Origin of the sequence: Actinomyces sp. Marseille-P3109 (assembly GCF_900323545.1) — a bacterium.
In the GTDB taxonomy this organism is placed as follows: domain Bacteria; phylum Actinomycetota; class Actinomycetes; order Actinomycetales; family Actinomycetaceae; genus Actinomyces.
Genome location: NZ_OOHN01000008.1, coordinates 736,798 through 752,470, shown reverse-complemented (window position 1 = coordinate 752,470; position 15,673 = coordinate 736,798). Strand labels below are relative to the sequence as shown.

Below are 15,673 nucleotides of genomic sequence, written 5' to 3'. Positions count from 1 at the left end.
CTGACCGCAGTCCTCTCACAGGGGCTTGCATAGGACGCCGTCGTCATCGAAGGTCACCTTGATGGCCTGACTGGGCTTCACGAGCTCGAGCCGCTGGTCGTCGTTCAGTCCTCGGACGGTGTCCCGCTTGTGCACGGGCAACGGATAGGCGACGCGGGTCATGGAGCCGGTCCCTTTGGGATGGGTGAGGTCCTGAGGCCTGGACCCGGTGCTGACGTGGCTCACGAGGAACGGCGGGTCGACGTCATGAGGGAAGAGGACCTCATAGCGCAGCTCCCTCGCACGGGGGTCCATACGCTTGGTCTTGATGTGCAGGCCCCTGCCGTTCAGCCGAGTCATCCCCTCCTCGAGCTCGGAGTCGTCGTCCTCCAGGCACAGGCCGCACAGGCCCTCGGGGCCACGATCTCAGAACAGGAAGCGGCGGGCGGCGCCCCCGCGCGGTCACAACGAGAGCAGGCGCCCCAGGAGCGGCGGCATTCCCGTGCGCGCCAGAGCTCCGGGCAGGGGCCATGGGAGAAGTAGATGAGCGCGTTGTACGGCTTCTTGACGGTGCTGTACTCGACGACGACTCCCCTGGCCTCGAAATCGGTCACGGCCTGAGAAGGGTCGTTGACCTTGTGGATCACATGTCCCACCTGCACGCACTCAGGCTACGCACACGTGAGGCCTGAGTGACCCCGTCCCGTGCAGTGGCAAGACAGTGAGCAGGCAGGCAGCCGGGTCAGTCGTCCCCGCCTTCGGACTGTTCGGCCAGGACCGGTCGGCGGGACTGGGCCAGACGGCGGGACTGGGCCAGTCTGCGGGCGTCGAGTCCCAGGAGCGCGACGGTGAGCACCCCGCCCACGACCTTCGACAGGACCCCCGGGGCGATGAAGAGCAGGACCATGGCTGCGATGACCGGCACCAGGTGCTTCATGGCGCGACCCACGTAGCCGCCGAAGCTGGGCATCTCAACGCCGTCGGACTCGGCGACGGACTTGACCATGAAGTTCGGGCCGTTGCCGATGTAGGTGATGGCGCCGCACAGGACGGCCCCCAGCGAGATGGACACGAGGTAGAGCTCGGGGACCCCGGCCACGGTGTCACCGCCGGGGTGGGCGACCTGCCCGGCCATCTCGAAGAAGGTGGCGTAGGTGGGGGCGTTGTCCAGGACGGAGGAGAGCCCGCCGGTGAACACGAAGAAGGTGACCTCGTTGAGCGGCAGCGAGCCGGCCACCTCGTCGAGGTAGTGCAGGGCCGGGATCATGGTGAGGAAGATGCCGATGAACAGGATGGCGACCTCGGCGATCGGGCCCCAGGTGAACTGGTTGTCCTTGAAACGGACCTCGCGGCTTCCCAGGAAGTAGGAGCTGGCAGCGGCGGCGAGCATGATGAACTCGCGCACGGGGATCCAGTCGGCCAGGGCGGCGTGCCCTTCCTCGATGGCGTGGACGTCAATGGACGGGGCGAAGGCGACGGCGGCGATGATGACGGCGAAGAAGACGAAGTTGAGCGAGCCCTTGAGGCCGAGCGGCTCGATCTCGGTGTCGTCGTCGTGCACGGCCTTGGCGGGCTCCCGGGAGTAGTAGCAGGAGTCCAGGGCGAAGTAGCTCACCAGCAGCATGACGTTGACGAAGAGGTACTCGCGCAGCAGGTTGAAGGTCCAGGTGAAGGGAACGCCGCGCAGGAAGCCCAGGAACAGGGGCGGGTCGCCCAGGGGCGTGAGCAGACCGCCGCAGTTGGCCACGATGAAGATCGTGTACAGCACCGTGTGCACCCGGTAGCGGCGCTCCTTATTGGTGGCCAGCAGGGGCCGGATGAGGAGCATGGCGGCACCGGTGGTGCCCACGAAGGAGGCGATGACCCCGCCGATGGCCAGGAAGATCGTGTTGTTGCGGGGCGTGGCTCGGATGTCGCCCTTGAGGAAGATGCCTCCGGAGACCACGAACAGTGAGAACAAGAGGCAGATGAACTGGAGGTACTCGGCCACGGCGGCGAAGACGACCTCCCAGCCTCCGAGCACCCACATCCAGGCGGCCACCGGCACACCGAGGCTCACGGCGATGAGCAGCTGGCTGGAGTGCTTCTCCCACCAGTGCGCCGTGGTCGGAATCAGCGGCAGGACGGCGATACAGGCGAGCATGCCCGCGAAGGGCAGGACGGACCACCACTCAAGATGCACGGCGACTTCCTTACAGAATCGGGGCTGTTCACGTCACCATACCGTCCCGTGCAGCGGTTTCCCCGGTGAGGCCCTGTGGTCTCTCGTGCTGAGACCGGCTGTGGGGCCGATGACGGAGCGAGGGGCCGGCCGGCTCAGATCCAGCCGGTCAGGACGTTTCCGGCCTGCTCAACCAGAGTGGCAACGGCGCCGTCGGAGTCGTTGCCCCAGGGGATGTAGTGAAAGCTGCCGCCTCCGGCAGTGGTGAAGGTCTCGCGGTTGAGCTGGTTGATCTCCTCAAGCGTCTCCAGGCAGTCGGAGAAGAAGCCGGGGCAGATGATGTCGAGGCGGGGGCAGCCGGCGCGCCCCAGCTCGCCGACCGTGTCGATGGTGGCCGGCCCGATCCAGGCGGCGGGCCCGAAGACGGACTGGAAGGTGAGGTGGGCGAGCCCATCGGGCAGGCCGAGCCGCTGGGAGAGGCGCTCAACGGTGCGCTCGCACTCGCCGCGGTAGGGGTCTCCGGCGTCGTGCATGGCCTGAGGAATGGAGTGGAAGGACAGTAGGAGGCGTTCGCCGGCGGCGGGGTCGGGGCGGCCATGGACCTGCCAGTGCTGCTCCAGGGCGGTGGCGAGGGCCTCGATATAGGCCGGGGCGGCCTCGAAGGAGCGGATGGTGCGCAGCTCGGGCTGGTTGCGGGACTCCAGGATGAAGCGGGCGGCCTCGTCGACGACGGTGCCCGCCGAGGAGGCGGCGTACTGCGGGTAGAGGGGGACGAGGGCGATCCGCCGGCAGCCGGTCTCCATGAGCTCACTCATGACGCGACGCAGGGACGGCTGCCCGTAGCGCATGGCGATACGGACCTAGACCGACTCGCCGAGCTCACGCTGGAGCAGCTCACCCTGGCGCTCGCTGTAGTGCATGAGCGGGGAGCCGGAGCGGCTGGCCTGCTGTCCCGGGCGCCAGACGGTGACGTACTTAGCGGCCGAGGCACGCGGGCGCACCCGTAGGATCACGCCTTCCAGGACGGGGCGCCACAGGACGGGGTTCATCTCGATGACGCGGCGGTCGGAGAGGAACTCTCGCAGGAAGGAACGGACGGCTCTGGGAGTGGGGGCGGCCGGGGTGCCGAGGTTCGCCAGGATGAGGGCGGGGCGGTCATCCGCGACGCTGGGGGTCTGGGCGGAGGAGCTCGGAGGCACGGAGGTCCTTAGGGCGTGCAGGAGGTCTCGGGGATGACGGCGAGGCTCGTCGTCGGCCCTCACTCTAGCCGAGCCGGCGCAGCCTCCAGCCCACGACGAGTCTGCGCCCCGCAGGCCAAGGCACGCGGGGCGCAGAGCGGGTGGACGTAGCGGAATCAGCGAACGACGTCGTAGCCCTGGATGCGTACGTAGGAGTAAGCGGTCATCAGCGCCACCAACGGCACCGTCACGAGCCAGCCGATGAGGGTGATCCCACCAAGGATATAGAGACCGACACCTATCAGGGCGAAGGGGAGGAGCTCGCCGACGTGGCTGGACAGAACGCCCCAGGAGGCCTTCATCCCCTCGATACCGTCCACGCCCTTGTCCACGGTGAAGTAGACAGAGTAGTAGAGCAGGAAGGCCACGATGACACCGGGGACGACACACAGGAGTATGCCGACCATCGTGGCGAGTGTACTGAGGAAGACTGCTAAAACACCCGCCCCCAAGTTCGGGAATGAGAAAAGGTCACTCCATCCCAAAGGCCGTCCGGAAGCCACCTTGAGCGACATGTTGGCGATCACGATGGGAGCGAACAGCCCAACAACAAAGGAGATGAAGTTACCGAAAGGAATTCCCGTACTGAAACCATACTCCTGGTCGTTGATGGTGAATCGGGCATCGACCCCAGCCCTCGAGAGGACAGTCCACAGACCAATCCCAACAGTGAGAATGAGCGCGTTCTCCTTGAACTTGGAACAGGCCCAGGACAGGCCGTCACCAACACTCATCGGCACGCCACCCATGGCACCCCCCGGGTAGGGAGGCATCCCTCCCCCGGCAGCCATGCCGGGCTGAGGGCCGTAACCCGGGGCCGCACCGACTTGGGGGCCGTAGCCCGGGGCCGCACCGACTTGGGGGCCGTAACCCGAAGCACCTCCTGACTGGGAGCCATCACCGGCTTGCTGATTGCTACCCGGCTGTTCTCCGTAGCCGGGTTGCGGCCCATACCCCGGAGCGGCACCCGCCTGCGGATTGCCACCGTAGCCGGGCTGCACCCCGTAGCCCGGGACACCTCCACCTTGAGGGTTGTGGCCGGACTGGGAACCGTCGCCTGGATATCCTGGATACTGCGGAGTAGTCATTCAGGCAGGATATCACCGCCCCCTGAGATCCTCCTGGATGCGCTCCGACTGAGGGAGATCTTGAGCCACCCGAAGCCGGTCGACGACCACAATGACCTCCCTCCTGCTCCAGGCCATATTCTCCAGCCCACCATCCCGCGACGTCAGCATCATTCCTCGAGTGCAGCGATGCAGGCCGACAGCGCCTCTTGCACTGCACGCAACTGGGACTCACTGAGCGGTGAAATCATGACCCGCTCAATCTCCACCGTCACCCTCGACGCCTCCTTGAGAAGGCTCCGCCCCTCGGGGGTGAGCTGCAGAGGCAGCGCACGACCGGAAGGCGCCTGGGCTGCACGCTGAGCCAGACCTCGATCCACCAAGGCGCGCAGGAGCGTGCTCATGGTCTGGCGGGTCACGAAGGCCTCCCTGGCGAGGTCGGAGGTCGAGGCTCCCGGAGCGCGGCTGAGCAACTCGAGGCAGAGGTATTGCGGAGCACTCAGTCCCAGGGGGCGGAGTGCCTCATCCATGCGAGTTCGAAGCGCAGCCTGAACGTGCTTGAGCTGATAGCCGAGGAGCTCCCTCGGGTCGTCTTGACTCATAGCAGTATTCTGACATACTCTCGACATGTCAGAAACCTGACATACATCGTCTGAGAGGAGATCTCCATGACCGTCACCGGCCCCGACTTCATCGCCCTGCAGGTGAGCGACCTCGAGCGTTCCGCGGAGTTCTACGAGAACGCCCTGGGGCTGCGCCGTGCCCCGGCCTCACCTCCTGGCGCCGTCCTCTTCGCCACAACGCCGATCCCCTTCGCGGTTCGCGAGCCCCTGCCCGGAGTTGATCTCTCTGAGGCTCCCCGTCCCGGTCTCGGGGTGGCACTCTGGCTGCACTGCGACGCGGTTCAGGAGCTGCACGACTCGCTCGAGGCCTCAGGAACAGCAATCCTGGCCGATCCCGCTCCCAGCCCCTTCGGCCTGACGTTCACCTTCGTCGATCCGGACGGCTACGCCATGACCGTTCACGAGAAGGCGTCATGACCAGAGCCGTTCACGCCGGCGAGTGGCCGAGTGAGCCCTGGCGGCCACACCGGCCACTCGTCGGCGTACAGGCCGAACCCGACACGACAGGAAGGACAGCACGATGAGATACTGGCTTGGCATCGCTTCAAAGGATCATGTGGCCCTGGGCGTGGCTGACGGGTTCTGCCAGCTGTGCCACGGCAAGAAGGCACCACTTCAACGTATGCGACGAGGCGACTACCTCCTCTACTACTCGCCGAAGCAGGAGTTCAGGTCGAACCGGCCCTGCCAGGCGATCACCGCCTGCGGAGTGGTCGTTGGAGACGAGGTCTACCAGCACGAGATGTTTCCCGGTTTTGTCCCGTATCGACGCGACATCGAGTGGCAGACGCCGGCGCGAGAAGTGCCGCTTGATGTTCTGCGCACCCTGCCGGGCTGGAGCGACGTAGCACCAAAGCTACGCTTCGGCCACGTGGAGCTGCCGCCTGAGCTGTTCCAGGCGATTCAGGAGTACATGCTGTCGGACGACGAGAGCACTCAAACATCTGTACCCTCACAGACACGTCTGATGCTGCCGTAGATGACAGGGCGCTCAAGCCGGACATCGCCGGCATCCGACGTCCGGCTTCATCTCTTCAACGGTTCCCACCGCTGTGCGAGGGCTGATCCTGATACGGAGACAGAGGCCGGGAGTACCCCGCCTGCTGCGACATCTGCTTTTGAGCCAGATGGACGGCACGGCAGGGACTCCTTCGATCGTGGATGCAACGTCCTTCAATCCACCCGGCACTTGGATCGACGAGCACAGGCTCACTGGGTCAGGGCGCGGGTGACGGTATCGGCCATGAGGCGGCCGCGCAGGGTGAGGGCCGCCCGCCCCCTCATGGCCGCGCCGGCGTCGAGCAACCCATCGGCCACGAGGCCGGCCACCACGGGCACCAGGTGCGGCGGGGTGGCTCCGACGTCGTCGAGCACGCCGCCCGACGGGCCGCTGAGGCTCGCCAGCTCGATGCCCTCGCGCAGACGGATGCCCAGCATGATCCGCTCCAGCTCACGGGAGTCGGCGTCGATGACCTCGTGCCCGGCCACGGGCAGGTGGCCGGTGGCGATCTGCCCGGCCCAGGCGACCGGGTGCTTGGTGTTCCACAGGCGCACGTCGCCCAGGTGGGAGTGGGCTCCGGGTCCGGCGCCCCACCAGTCCCAGTCGAGCCAGTAGGCCTGGTTGTGGCGGCACTCGGCGCCCGGGCGCGCCCAGTTGGAGATCTCGTACCACTCGTAGCCGGCCTGGCGCAGGGCGGCATCGGCCATCTCGTACTTGGTGGCCTCGTCGTCGTCCTCGGGCATCGGCAGCTCGCCGCGGCGGACCTGCCCCCACATCCTGGTGCCCTCCTCGATGACCAGGGCGTAGGCGCTCACGTGGTCCGGGCCGATCCGGGTGACCGCGTCCAGGGAGCGCTGCCAGTCCTCCAGCGACTCCCCCGGTGCCCCGTAGATGAGGTCCAGGGAGGTACTCAGGCCCGCCCGCCGCGCCCACTCCACCACGCGGGGCACCCGGGCGGGCTCGTGGGTGCGCTCCAGGACCTTCAGCACGTGGGGTACGGCCGACTGCATCCCGAAGGAGACCCGGGTGAAGCCACCTTCCGCGAGGGCCGCCAGCCCCGCCTCGTCCACGGAGTCCGGATTGGCCTCCGTGGTCACCTCCGCGTCCGGTGCGAGGCCGAAGCACTCGCGCACCAGCTCCAGCATGGTCGCCAGGTCGCAGGCGGGCAGCATGGTGGGTGTTCCCCCACCCACGAAGACGGTCTGGGCCGGGCGCACGGGCAGGCCCGCAGAGTCCATGGCGCTGCGTGCAGCGCGCAGCTCGCCGGTGAGCGTGCCCACGAAGTCCTCGGCCGAGGCGCCCTGCCCCATGGTCAGGTTCGTGTAAGTGTTGAAGTCGCAGTAGCCACAGCGCACCCGGCAGTAGGGCACGTGCAGGTACACCGAGAACGGGCGCTCGCTCCCGTCCGGCGCGGGCGCGGCCACCGGCTGCGGCAGCTCCCCGACTCCCGGCAGGGGCTCGCCCACCGGCTGGGCCGGGCTCATGCTGCGCCGCCTTGAGCGCTGGTCTGCTCGTCGTCCTCCAGGACACTGGCCGGGACGACTCGCTCACCTCTGGCGGGCTCGCCCGTGCGGGCCGCGATCTGGGCGCACACGGTCATAAGCACCAGAACCCCCGTCACCATGGCGAAAGGGGCCACCCAGCCCCCGCTGTGCTCATGGACCCAGCCCATCACCACGGGTCCCACCGCGGCCACGCAGTAGCCGGTTGTCTGGATGACAGCGGTGGTCCGACGGTTCTCGTCGACCGATTCCGAGCGGCGGATGACCAAGGTGAACAGGGCGGCGAAGAATGCTCCCTGCGCGATGCCGGAGAGCATGCAGGGCACCAGCCAGTAGCCGGGAGCCACCGCGAGGCAGATCGGCAGCGTCAACCAGCAGGCGCAGATGACACCGAGTACCCGGCCGGCCGGCCACCGCAGTGCCTCGAACATCACCGGGACCAGCAGGGGCCCCACGATTCCCAGCAGGGAGAACACGGAGGCGGCCACGCCCGCGCCGGCCTCGCTCATGGCGAGCTCGTCGACCAGGGCCGTGGGCAGCCATCCCGCGATCGCGTAGTAGGAGAAGGTCTGGGCGGCGAAGGCCACGGCCATCACCCAGGTCAGGGGGCGTCTCCAGACGGCGGGGCCGGACGACGTCGGACGGACCAGGGCTCTCTCCGTCACCCAGGAGGACATGCCCGATCGCTCCCGCAGGCGCTGCCGGGGTGTCTGGCTGCCGGGAGGGAAGACCCACAGCCACATGGCGCCGGCCAGCAGGACCGGGACCGCGGTCCAGGCCGCGGCCGAGCCCTGCCAGCCGATGACGAGTGCGAGAGGCACGGCCAGGGCGGTGGCGGCGGTGACGATGACGTTGCAGGTGGAGGAGTACAGGCCGGTCATCAGCGCCGTGCGGTGCCAGAAGTCGCGGCCGATGACCATGGGAGCCACCAGGTTGCCCACCGTCAGACCCGCCCCGATGATGACGGTTCCGGCGAAGGCCGCCCAGGTCGTTCCGGCCGAGCGCAGCAGCGCCCCGGCCAGAGCCATTCCGAGGGTGAGCAGGCCTGCGGTGTTAACGCCGAGACGACGCACTACGAGCGAGGCCACCGGGGTGAGCAGTCCGAAGCACAGGATGGGCACCGAGGTCAGCGCACCGCGTGCCACCTCCCCCATGCCCAGGTCCCGCCCCAGGCGCGTCAACAAGGGCGGGATGACGCCGACCGGCGCCCGTAGCACCGCGCAGAACCCGAGGAAGCCGACGACGATGAGCATGAGCCAGGCACGGCGGGGCAGCCTGGCGGCTGCGCTCACGGCCGGTCCGCCGGGTGGAGCAGGCCGTCGCCTCGGCCCTCTTGCAGGCGCCAGGGCTGGGACTCCAGGTGGTCCCAGGCCTGCCCCTCCGCCTCCAGCCGCTCCAGCATGGAGGCGCCCCGTTCGGGGATCCAGGCCACCTCGGTACGCACGGCGGTCAGGTCACGGATCGTGCGCCCGGCATCCAGCCCCCGCTGCTCGAAGCGGGTCATGACTCGTCCCTCGTAGCGAGGCGACCAGCCACCGCGCACGCCCGCCGGGGACCCCGGGTCCAGACCGTTGCCCAGGCTCCCCTCCTCGGCGGTCTCGACCCCCAGGTCGGGGCGGGCGCCGGCGTCGTCGTGCCGGAAGTAGGGCAGGGTCGCGTCAGGCCGCAGGCCGGTGGGCAGCGCCGCCACGTCCTCTATGACGTCGCGCATCTGCCAGGCGTAGTCGGCCCAGTCGGTGGCCAGGCGCCACACGCCGCCGGGACGCAGTACCCGCGCCACCGAATCGGCGAACGCAGTGGTCACCAGGCGGCGCTTGCGGTGACGGGGCTTGCGCCAGGGGTCGGGGAAGAACACCCACACCTCGCTGGCGCAGGACACCGGCAGGGCCGTGGCCAGCAGCTGGGAGGCGTCGGCGGGAACGACACGCACGTTGTGCAGGCCCTGACGGTGGATCGAGGTCACCAGCCGGGCGATCGCGGTCTCCCAGACCTCCACCGCCAGGTAGTCCGCACCCGGGTGGGCGGCCGCGTGAGCCAGCAGCGCCTCGCCGCTGCCCGAGCCGACCTCGACGATCAGCGGCCGCACCTGACCCACGTGCCCGAAGAGCCGGTCCGGCTCGAGGCGGAAGCTCGGGGACACGGTGCGTACGGCGTCGGCGCGTGGCACGTTGACGACGTAGCGGGGGCCAAGCTCGGCCAGGGCCTCGGCCTGGAGGGGGCGCAGCCTGCCGCCGGCGCGTGAGAAGGAGCGCACCCGCGAGTGGATGGCGTGGGAGCGGGGCGGGTGGTGCTGAGCCATACGGGCCTTGGGTCCTTTACTTCTGTGACGTCTCGATACCGTCGGCCTGGTGCCGTCCGGTGCTGAGCAGCACCGTCAGCCGACCTGCTCGTGGGCGGCAGCGCGCACGTACTTCTTGGTGAAGGGCGCGATGACGCAGTTGCCGAAGATCTCGGAGTTGAGCAGCCCCTGGGCGTCGCGCGGGTCGTGGTGGGCGAACCAGCGCCGGCAGGTGACCCGGTGGCCCGGGGAGGCGACCACACGCACCTCGTCGCCGACCTTCACCACGCCCTCGGCGAGTACCGCCAGGTAGACGCCCACCCGGTTGCGCGCGGAGAAGACCTCCACCCAGTCCGCCCTGCCGACGCCGCGGGCGAAGGTGGCGCACGGGTTGCGCACACCGGTCACCCTGACCCGCACTCCTCCGGCGGCCGGGTCGCCGATGGACAGGATCGCGCCGATCTCAACGTCGTCGATATCACCCTCGATGAGGAGGTTCTCCCCCAGCCAGCCCGGCTCGATACCGCCCAGGACCTGCGACCAGTGGCGCTGCTCAGCGGCGCTCATGACGTAGAGGGCCTTGTCAGTGCCGCCGTGGTGGGCGCGATCCCCGTGCTCATCAGTGACGATCCCGGTCCGGCCGACCTCGACCGGGCCGTCGACGGCGCCCTTGTGGATCGCTGAGACGCCCGCAGGGCCGGCGTCGGGCCGCAGCCGCCGGACGGCGCACACGGCGCTGACGGTTCCCACCAGGTCGCCGTCGTGGAACGGGGAGGGTTCGTCATGGTGACGGCCGTCGGCGCCGGCGTGCGGCTCGCCCAGGACCCGTGCCAGCTCGCGGGTGAGGACCAGGCCGGAACCGTCGTCGCTCAATGCCAACTCGACCGTGCTCTCCGTGTTCTTCCCTGCCATCTCAGCCATGTCGGTACCCATCCTTCCCTGGTCCGCACGTCCTTGCCTTGAGTCGTCCTGTGCCCGTACCTGCCTGCCGCTCGCCGCTACTTGCCGGGCTTGGCACCGGTGGGCGTGTCCGCGCCGAGGGCCGCGATGAAGGCCTCCTGGGGGACCTCGACCCGACCGATGGCCTTCATGCGCTTCTTGCCCTCCTTCTGCTTCTCCAACAGCTTGCGCTTACGGGTGATGTCGCCGCCGTAGCACTTGGCGAGCATGTCCTTGCGCAGGGCCCGGATGGTCTCGCGGGCGATGACCCGGGTGCCGATCGCCGCCTGCACGGGCACCTCGAACTGCTGGCGCGGGATGAGGTCCTTGAGACGCTTGGTCATCATGACGCCGTAGGAGTAGGCCGAGTCGCGGTGGACGATGGCGCTGAAGGCGTCCACCTTGTCCCCGTTGAGCAGGATGTCGACCTTGACCAGGTTGGCGTCCTGGGAGCCGTCCATCTCGTAGTCCAGGGAGGCGTAACCGCGGGTGCGCGACTTCAGGGCGTCGAAGAAGTCGAAGACGATCTCCGCCAGCGGCAGCACGTAGTGCATCTCCACGCGGGACTCGGAGAGGTAGTCCATGCCCTGCATGGTGCCGCGGCGCGACTGGCACAGCTCCATGACCGTGCCCACGAACTCGCTGGGGGTCAGAATCGTGGCCCGCACGACCGGCTCGGAGACGGAAGCGACCTTCCCCTCGGGGAACTCGCTGGGGTTGGTCACCGTGTGCGTGGTGCGGTCCTCCATGGTCACCTCGTAGACCACGGAGGGGGCGGTGGAGATGATGTCCAGGTTGAACTCGCGCTCCAGGCGCTCGCGAATGATCTCCAGGTGCAGCAGGCCCAGGTAGCCGCAGCGGAAGCCGAAGCCCAGGGCCACCGAGGTCTCCGGCTCGTAGGTCAGGGCGGCGTCGTTGAGCTTGAGCTTGTCCAGGGCGTCACGCAGGGCCGGGAAGTCCGAGCCGTCCACCGGGAACAGGCCGGAGAAGACCATGGGCTTGGGGTCCTGGTAGCCCGACAGCGGCTCGGCGGCCGGGGCCGCGGCGGAGGTGACCGTGTCACCGACCTTGGACTGGCGCACGTCCTTGACCCCGGTGATGAGGTAGCCGACCTCGCCGGCCCCCAGGCCGGCCGACGGCGTGGGCTCAGGGCTGATGACGCCGATCTCCAGCAGGTCGTGAACGGCCCCGGTGGAGAGCATCTCGATGCGCTCGCGGGGCTTGAGGGCGCCGTCGACGACGCGCACGTAGGTGACCACGCCGCGGTAGGTGTCGTAGACGGAGTCGAAGATCATGGCGCGGGCCGGGGCGCCGGGGTCGCCGTGCGGGGGCGGGACGGTCTCGACGATCCGGTCCAGGAGCTCGGGCACGCCCTGGCCGGTCTTGCCGGAGACCTTGAGGATGTCGTCGACGTCGCAGCCGATGAGGGAGGCGATCTCCTCGGCGTGCTTCTCCGGCTCCGCGGCGGGCAGGTCGATCTTGTTGAGGACCGGGATGATGGTCAGGTCGCCCTCGATGGCCATGTAGAGGTTGGCCAGGGTCTGGGCCTGGATGCCCTGGGCGGCGTCGACCAGGAGGACCGCGCCCTCGCAGGCCGCCAGGGAGCGGTTGACCTCGTAGGAGAAGTCGACGTGCCCGGGGGTGTCGATCATGTTGAGGGCGTAGGCGCGCGTGACGCCGTCGCCGTCCTCAATGGCCCAGGGCATGCGCACGGCCTGGGACTTGATGGTGATGCCGCGCTCGCGCTCGATGTCCATGCGGTCCAGGTACTGGGCGCGCATATCGCGGGGCTGGACGACGCCGGTGGCCTGGAGCATGCGGTCGGCCAGGGTGGACTTGCCGTGGTCGATGTGCGCGATGATGCAGAAGTTGCGCAACCGCGCCTGCTCGGTGGCGGCGGGCTGGACGCTGGTCATCTGCTCTGGTGTGGGGATCGGTGACACGGAGATCGGTTCCTGGCTCTTCCTCAAAACTGGCGTAGGTCTGGTCCAAGTGTCCCACGACGGCGGCCCGCCGCCCCAGCCCGCCGGGCCCGCCCACGGTGTGAGGTGCGGCCGCTCAGAGCAGATCTCGGGCCCGCCGATAGCATCAAGCAACACTATTAATCGCGCACGTTTTATCTATCTATGCAACAGAAAATTAGGTCTCTATTTGTTTCGCCAATATACCCACGACTACAAACAATCGACGGACAGCAACCGTGTGATACGTACTCAAACTTTTTAATACACATCAACTCTGCAACCTATTCCGATATTCTAATTCTATTTTCGCGACGCCACACCTCTGGCTCATCAACCTCCAGAGTGGATCCACCAGAAAAATCTGCCCAACCAGCACCAGGAGGAAGCTCTGAGACAAAGCCACCCGGTGGATCCACTACAAAAATCGGGGGATCAGTATGCCAATATAAGACATTAAAACGCGCTCCCCCAAAAACTCCATGCCCACCCTCCTCATATCTAACTCCGCGAAAACGTGCCTCACCCTCAAAAGACACTCTAGAGAAGGTTGCACAGTCTCTAAAGGTCACCTTGTTGAAATTTGCGAACGCTCGAAACTTTGAACTCGAAAACCAAGTAGATTTAGAAAAAACTGCACCATAAAATGAGACATTTCCGGCAAACATCGACATCGTCATGTTGAGAGAATTATGAAAATATGCGTCACTAGCATTGAGGCGACGACAGGTGATTCCCTCGAAGTGAACTTGTTCAGTGAAATGCGCACCATGTAAGTCAATCTCACAGTCGCACCATAACTGATCGTTAGCAACATCCTGCTTAACTTGACGACGAGAATCTGAATCGATCCTTTCTTTCCGAAGATGGCGCGCAAGTACATTCAAAATAGTAGATTCCACCGGACCATCATTCGTTACATAGTAAAGACCGAAAGTGTCTTTTTCCTCACGAGTGCGCACCTCAGCGCCATCAGGAGAATTCCAGCACCCTCGTTCAACACGCAAATAGCCACACAGAATGTTGACAACACGCTGATGATAAGAACTACCATAGGTGTCAGCCAAATCCGCCAGAGAATAGACGCCTGCGATCCGAACCTGAGGCGAATCGCTGCCGAGCTGTTGAACCGCAGACAAAAGCTTGGCATCAGCCTCATCATGTTCCACACCGGCACGTTCTCGATATTTGATCACCAAATAACCTACAGCACCGATACCGCCAATCATGGTCAAGGAAACCTTAATACGCTCGAAAGGCTCAGTCTGCAGTTCATCACCAGTCCAGTTGACAAAAATTCGATGCGGAGATAAATACGACCCACTTCCCCACACCCAGCCAAACATGGTGAATGCGCAGACAGTCAAAATCACCCAAACAACAATAGTTCCAAACAACCTCCATTGCCGAGGCCTGCAAATAACGAACTTGAATCGCCTCACCCGACCCCACACTGCCCGGAATGCATGTCTAACTAATTCGAGGACCTGAGCCTGTCGCAACAACGAAATACTCCTTTAACTGGGTTCTTTAATTAATCTCAAGAGGGTAAGCTAAGCAAATTACCCCTGCACCATAACCCACCGCGACCTCCATGAAAGATCAACACCGACGACACCCTAATTCAACACCCAGCCCTCCATTGAAGATGGAATACTGTCACACGAACCTTGTATTCTCTCACGAGATCCCGATACGGAATAGCGATCAATCGCCTACAATTTGGGAACACCAACTTGAACTGAAGCCAGCGAAACTAACCTGAGACAGCAGGCATCACCGACACACTCCATCCAATCAGAGGCTCTCAACCAGCAATGCCGGTATAGTCGTCAGTCAATTTACAGCAGCCCCAGACTTCGCAGTTACTCCTCATTCTCCGGGCGGACGGGCTGGTCCCCAGTGGGGGCGACCTGTACCCCCATCCCCAGCGCTCGAAGTACAGCAAACAGCTTTCCGACCTCGGCACCGGGGCGGCCACCGGCTTCCACTGCGCCGATCCACTTCCGGGAGACACCACTGCGACGCGCCAACTCCTCCTGCGTCAGCCCGGCCGACAGCCGCGCGTCAACCAATGCCGCACCCAGCTCCTTCACGGTTGTTCTGACGATTGCCACCATGCGACAGTATCGTCACATTCAGAAATACGTCAATTACTGACACATTGAGTGAGGGGACAGTACTGTCTCATAGGGTAGCCTTCCCCGCATGCTGGAATGGATCCACAGCCTGCCCTATCCCTGGGTGTTCCTGTTCTTCTGGTGCCTGGGCATGATGCGCTCGCACACCATGTACTGGATCGGCCGGGGCGTCACGGCGGGAACTGCGCGCACCCGGTGGTCCTCGCTGCTCGAGTCGCCCATGTACGCCCGCGCCCAGTCGTGGTCGGCCCGCTGGGGCGTGCTGGCCGTACCGATGTCCTTCCTGACCGTCGGCCTGCAGAGCTTCATCCAGATCTCCGCGGGCGTGGCCCGCATGCCGCTGCGCCGCTACGTGGTGGCCACAGCCGCTGGGGCGATCGTCTGGGCGGCCGTCTACACAACCATCGGCATGGCGATCGTGACGGCCTGGCTCACCGGCCCGATCGGCCGCGTCATCATCATCCTGGCCGCCGCGGTCCTGGCCGCACTCATCATGATGCGCCACCGGCGTCGTCGCAGTGACGATTCCACCGGAGAGCTCACCGAGAACCGGACCGACATCCGTCAAGCCGGCGAGCGTGCCCGTCAGACCGTCGGCCGGCGGCTGTGAACAACAACCGGCAAGGCGGTCGGTAAGACGGCTGGTGAGACCGGTTTCGTCTCCCGGGGCCGGCAGGGTTAGAGTGACCGCCATGACGACACGGCGCACGACCTGGTGGTGGCTCCCCTCGAGGCGAGCCGCCATCCTGACGCGCTAGGACGTACCGGCTCGCTCACAGCGGGC

14 protein-coding genes and 1 pseudogene are annotated in these 15,673 nt (G+C 66.0%); 3 read left to right on the top strand and 12 right to left on the bottom strand.

The genetic code is table 11. The annotated features are described in order from the left end of the window. Window positions 1-15: 15 nt before the first annotated feature. The 5 genes and pseudogenes from BQ8008_RS13595 to BQ8008_RS03560 all read right to left on the bottom strand — a co-directional run bounded on the left by BQ8008_RS13595 (window position 16) and on the right by BQ8008_RS03560 (window position 4,975). A complete protein-coding gene (locus BQ8008_RS13595) occupies window positions 16-339 on the bottom strand; it encodes a hypothetical protein (RefSeq protein WP_234415207.1) in 324 nt (107 codons plus the stop codon). Between the two features lie 382 nt (window positions 340-721). Beyond that, a complete protein-coding gene (locus tag BQ8008_RS03575) occupies window positions 722-2,161 on the bottom strand; it encodes a sodium:proton antiporter (protein WP_108832834.1) in 1,440 nt (479 codons plus the stop codon). 134 nt (window positions 2,162-2,295) lie between these two features. Further along, window positions 2,296-3,339, bottom strand: a pseudogene (hemH, locus tag BQ8008_RS03570) (ferrochelatase). Window positions 3,340-3,494: 155 nt separating this feature from the next. Then, window positions 3,495-4,112 (bottom strand): hypothetical protein, encoded by a 618-nt coding sequence (locus BQ8008_RS03565; RefSeq protein ID WP_234415442.1) that lies wholly within the window; start codon window positions 4,110-4,112, stop codon window positions 3,495-3,497. A 503-nt stretch (window positions 4,113-4,615) separates the two neighbouring features. Next, window positions 4,616-4,975, bottom strand: a complete 360-nt coding sequence (locus BQ8008_RS03560; RefSeq protein WP_234415441.1) for a MarR family winged helix-turn-helix transcriptional regulator — start codon at window positions 4,973-4,975, stop codon at window positions 4,616-4,618. A 138-nt stretch (window positions 4,976-5,113) separates the two neighbouring features. Here BQ8008_RS03560 and BQ8008_RS03555 point away from each other — a divergent pair, with 138 nt between their 5' ends. Both BQ8008_RS03555 and BQ8008_RS03550 read left to right on the top strand, forming a co-directional pair. After that, the gene (locus tag BQ8008_RS03555; protein ID WP_108832832.1) at window positions 5,114-5,485 is read left to right on the top strand and encodes a VOC family protein; all 372 of its coding nucleotides are present in this window, start codon (window positions 5,114-5,116) and stop codon (window positions 5,483-5,485) included. 103 nt (window positions 5,486-5,588) lie between these two features. Beyond that, window positions 5,589-6,047 (top strand): EVE domain-containing protein, encoded by a 459-nt coding sequence (locus BQ8008_RS03550; protein WP_108832831.1) that lies wholly within the window; start codon window positions 5,589-5,591, stop codon window positions 6,045-6,047. Window positions 6,048-6,277: 230 nt separating this feature from the next. Here BQ8008_RS03550 and hemW read toward each other — a convergent pair whose 3' ends face one another. The 7 genes from hemW to BQ8008_RS03515 all read right to left on the bottom strand — a co-directional run bounded on the left by hemW (window position 6,278) and on the right by BQ8008_RS03515 (window position 14,868). After that, window positions 6,278-7,552: a radical SAM family heme chaperone HemW gene (gene hemW / locus BQ8008_RS03545; protein ID WP_108832830.1), complete on the bottom strand. Its 1,275-nt coding sequence runs from the start codon at window positions 7,550-7,552 to the stop codon at window positions 6,278-6,280. Next, window positions 7,549-8,862 (bottom strand): MFS transporter, encoded by a 1,314-nt coding sequence (locus tag BQ8008_RS03540; protein ID WP_108832829.1) that lies wholly within the window; start codon window positions 8,860-8,862, stop codon window positions 7,549-7,551. Before BQ8008_RS03540 ends, hemW begins: the two co-directional genes overlap by 4 nt. Further along, window positions 8,859-9,869 (bottom strand): tRNA (guanosine(46)-N7)-methyltransferase TrmB, encoded by a 1,011-nt coding sequence (gene trmB, locus BQ8008_RS03535; RefSeq protein ID WP_108832828.1) that lies wholly within the window; start codon window positions 9,867-9,869, stop codon window positions 8,859-8,861. The genes BQ8008_RS03540 and trmB overlap by 4 nt, the downstream gene beginning before the upstream one ends. Window positions 9,870-9,944: 75 nt before the next feature. Then, on the bottom strand, window positions 9,945-10,769 hold the full coding sequence (locus tag BQ8008_RS03530) for an MOSC domain-containing protein (RefSeq protein WP_442778212.1): 825 nt from the start codon (window positions 10,767-10,769) through the stop codon (window positions 9,945-9,947). 77 nt (window positions 10,770-10,846) lie between these two features. Then, on the bottom strand, window positions 10,847-12,730 hold the full coding sequence (lepA, locus tag BQ8008_RS03525) for a translation elongation factor 4 (protein ID WP_108832827.1): 1,884 nt from the start codon (window positions 12,728-12,730) through the stop codon (window positions 10,847-10,849). Between the two features lie 302 nt (window positions 12,731-13,032). Next, entirely contained in the window at window positions 13,033-14,121 is a 1,089-nt protein-coding gene (locus tag BQ8008_RS13285; protein WP_159086765.1) for a pentapeptide repeat-containing protein, read from the bottom strand. Window positions 14,122-14,613: 492 nt separating this feature from the next. After that, on the bottom strand, window positions 14,614-14,868 hold the full coding sequence (locus BQ8008_RS03515) for a helix-turn-helix domain-containing protein (RefSeq protein ID WP_108832825.1): 255 nt from the start codon (window positions 14,866-14,868) through the stop codon (window positions 14,614-14,616). 88 nt (window positions 14,869-14,956) lie between these two features. On the opposite strand from BQ8008_RS03515, the gene BQ8008_RS03510 reads away from it, so the two are divergent. Then, window positions 14,957-15,499, top strand: a complete 543-nt coding sequence (locus BQ8008_RS03510) for a DedA family protein (RefSeq protein WP_108832824.1) — start codon at window positions 14,957-14,959, stop codon at window positions 15,497-15,499. The last annotated feature ends 174 nt before the right edge of the window (window positions 15,500-15,673 follow it).

Excerpts from the sequence above, each read along its gene's own strand:
- BQ8008_RS03560 (WP_234415441.1), bottom strand. The coding sequence starts at position 4,975 with ATGGATGAGGCACTCCGCCCCCTGGGACTGAGTGCTCCGCAATACCTC.
- BQ8008_RS13595 (WP_234415207.1), bottom strand. The coding sequence starts at position 339 with ATGACTCGGCTGAACGGCAGGGGCCTGCACATCAAGACCAAGCGTATG.
- BQ8008_RS03565 (WP_234415442.1), bottom strand. The coding sequence starts at position 4,112 with ATGAGTGTTGGTGACGGCCTGTCCTGGGCCTGTTCCAAGTTCAAGGAG.
- hemW (WP_108832830.1), bottom strand. The coding sequence starts at position 7,552 with ATGAGCCCGGCCCAGCCGGTGGGCGAGCCCCTGCCGGGAGTCGGGGAG.
- BQ8008_RS03550 (WP_108832831.1), top strand. The coding sequence starts at position 5,589 with ATGAGATACTGGCTTGGCATCGCTTCAAAGGATCATGTGGCCCTGGGC.
- BQ8008_RS03555 (WP_108832832.1), top strand. The coding sequence starts at position 5,114 with ATGACCGTCACCGGCCCCGACTTCATCGCCCTGCAGGTGAGCGACCTC.
- BQ8008_RS03515 (WP_108832825.1), bottom strand. The coding sequence starts at position 14,868 with ATGGTGGCAATCGTCAGAACAACCGTGAAGGAGCTGGGTGCGGCATTG.
- BQ8008_RS03530 (WP_442778212.1), bottom strand. The coding sequence starts at position 10,769 with ATGGCTGAGATGGCAGGGAAGAACACGGAGAGCACGGTCGAGTTGGCA.
- BQ8008_RS03510 (WP_108832824.1), top strand. The coding sequence starts at position 14,957 with ATGCTGGAATGGATCCACAGCCTGCCCTATCCCTGGGTGTTCCTGTTC.
- trmB (WP_108832828.1), bottom strand. The coding sequence starts at position 9,869 with ATGGCTCAGCACCACCCGCCCCGCTCCCACGCCATCCACTCGCGGGTG.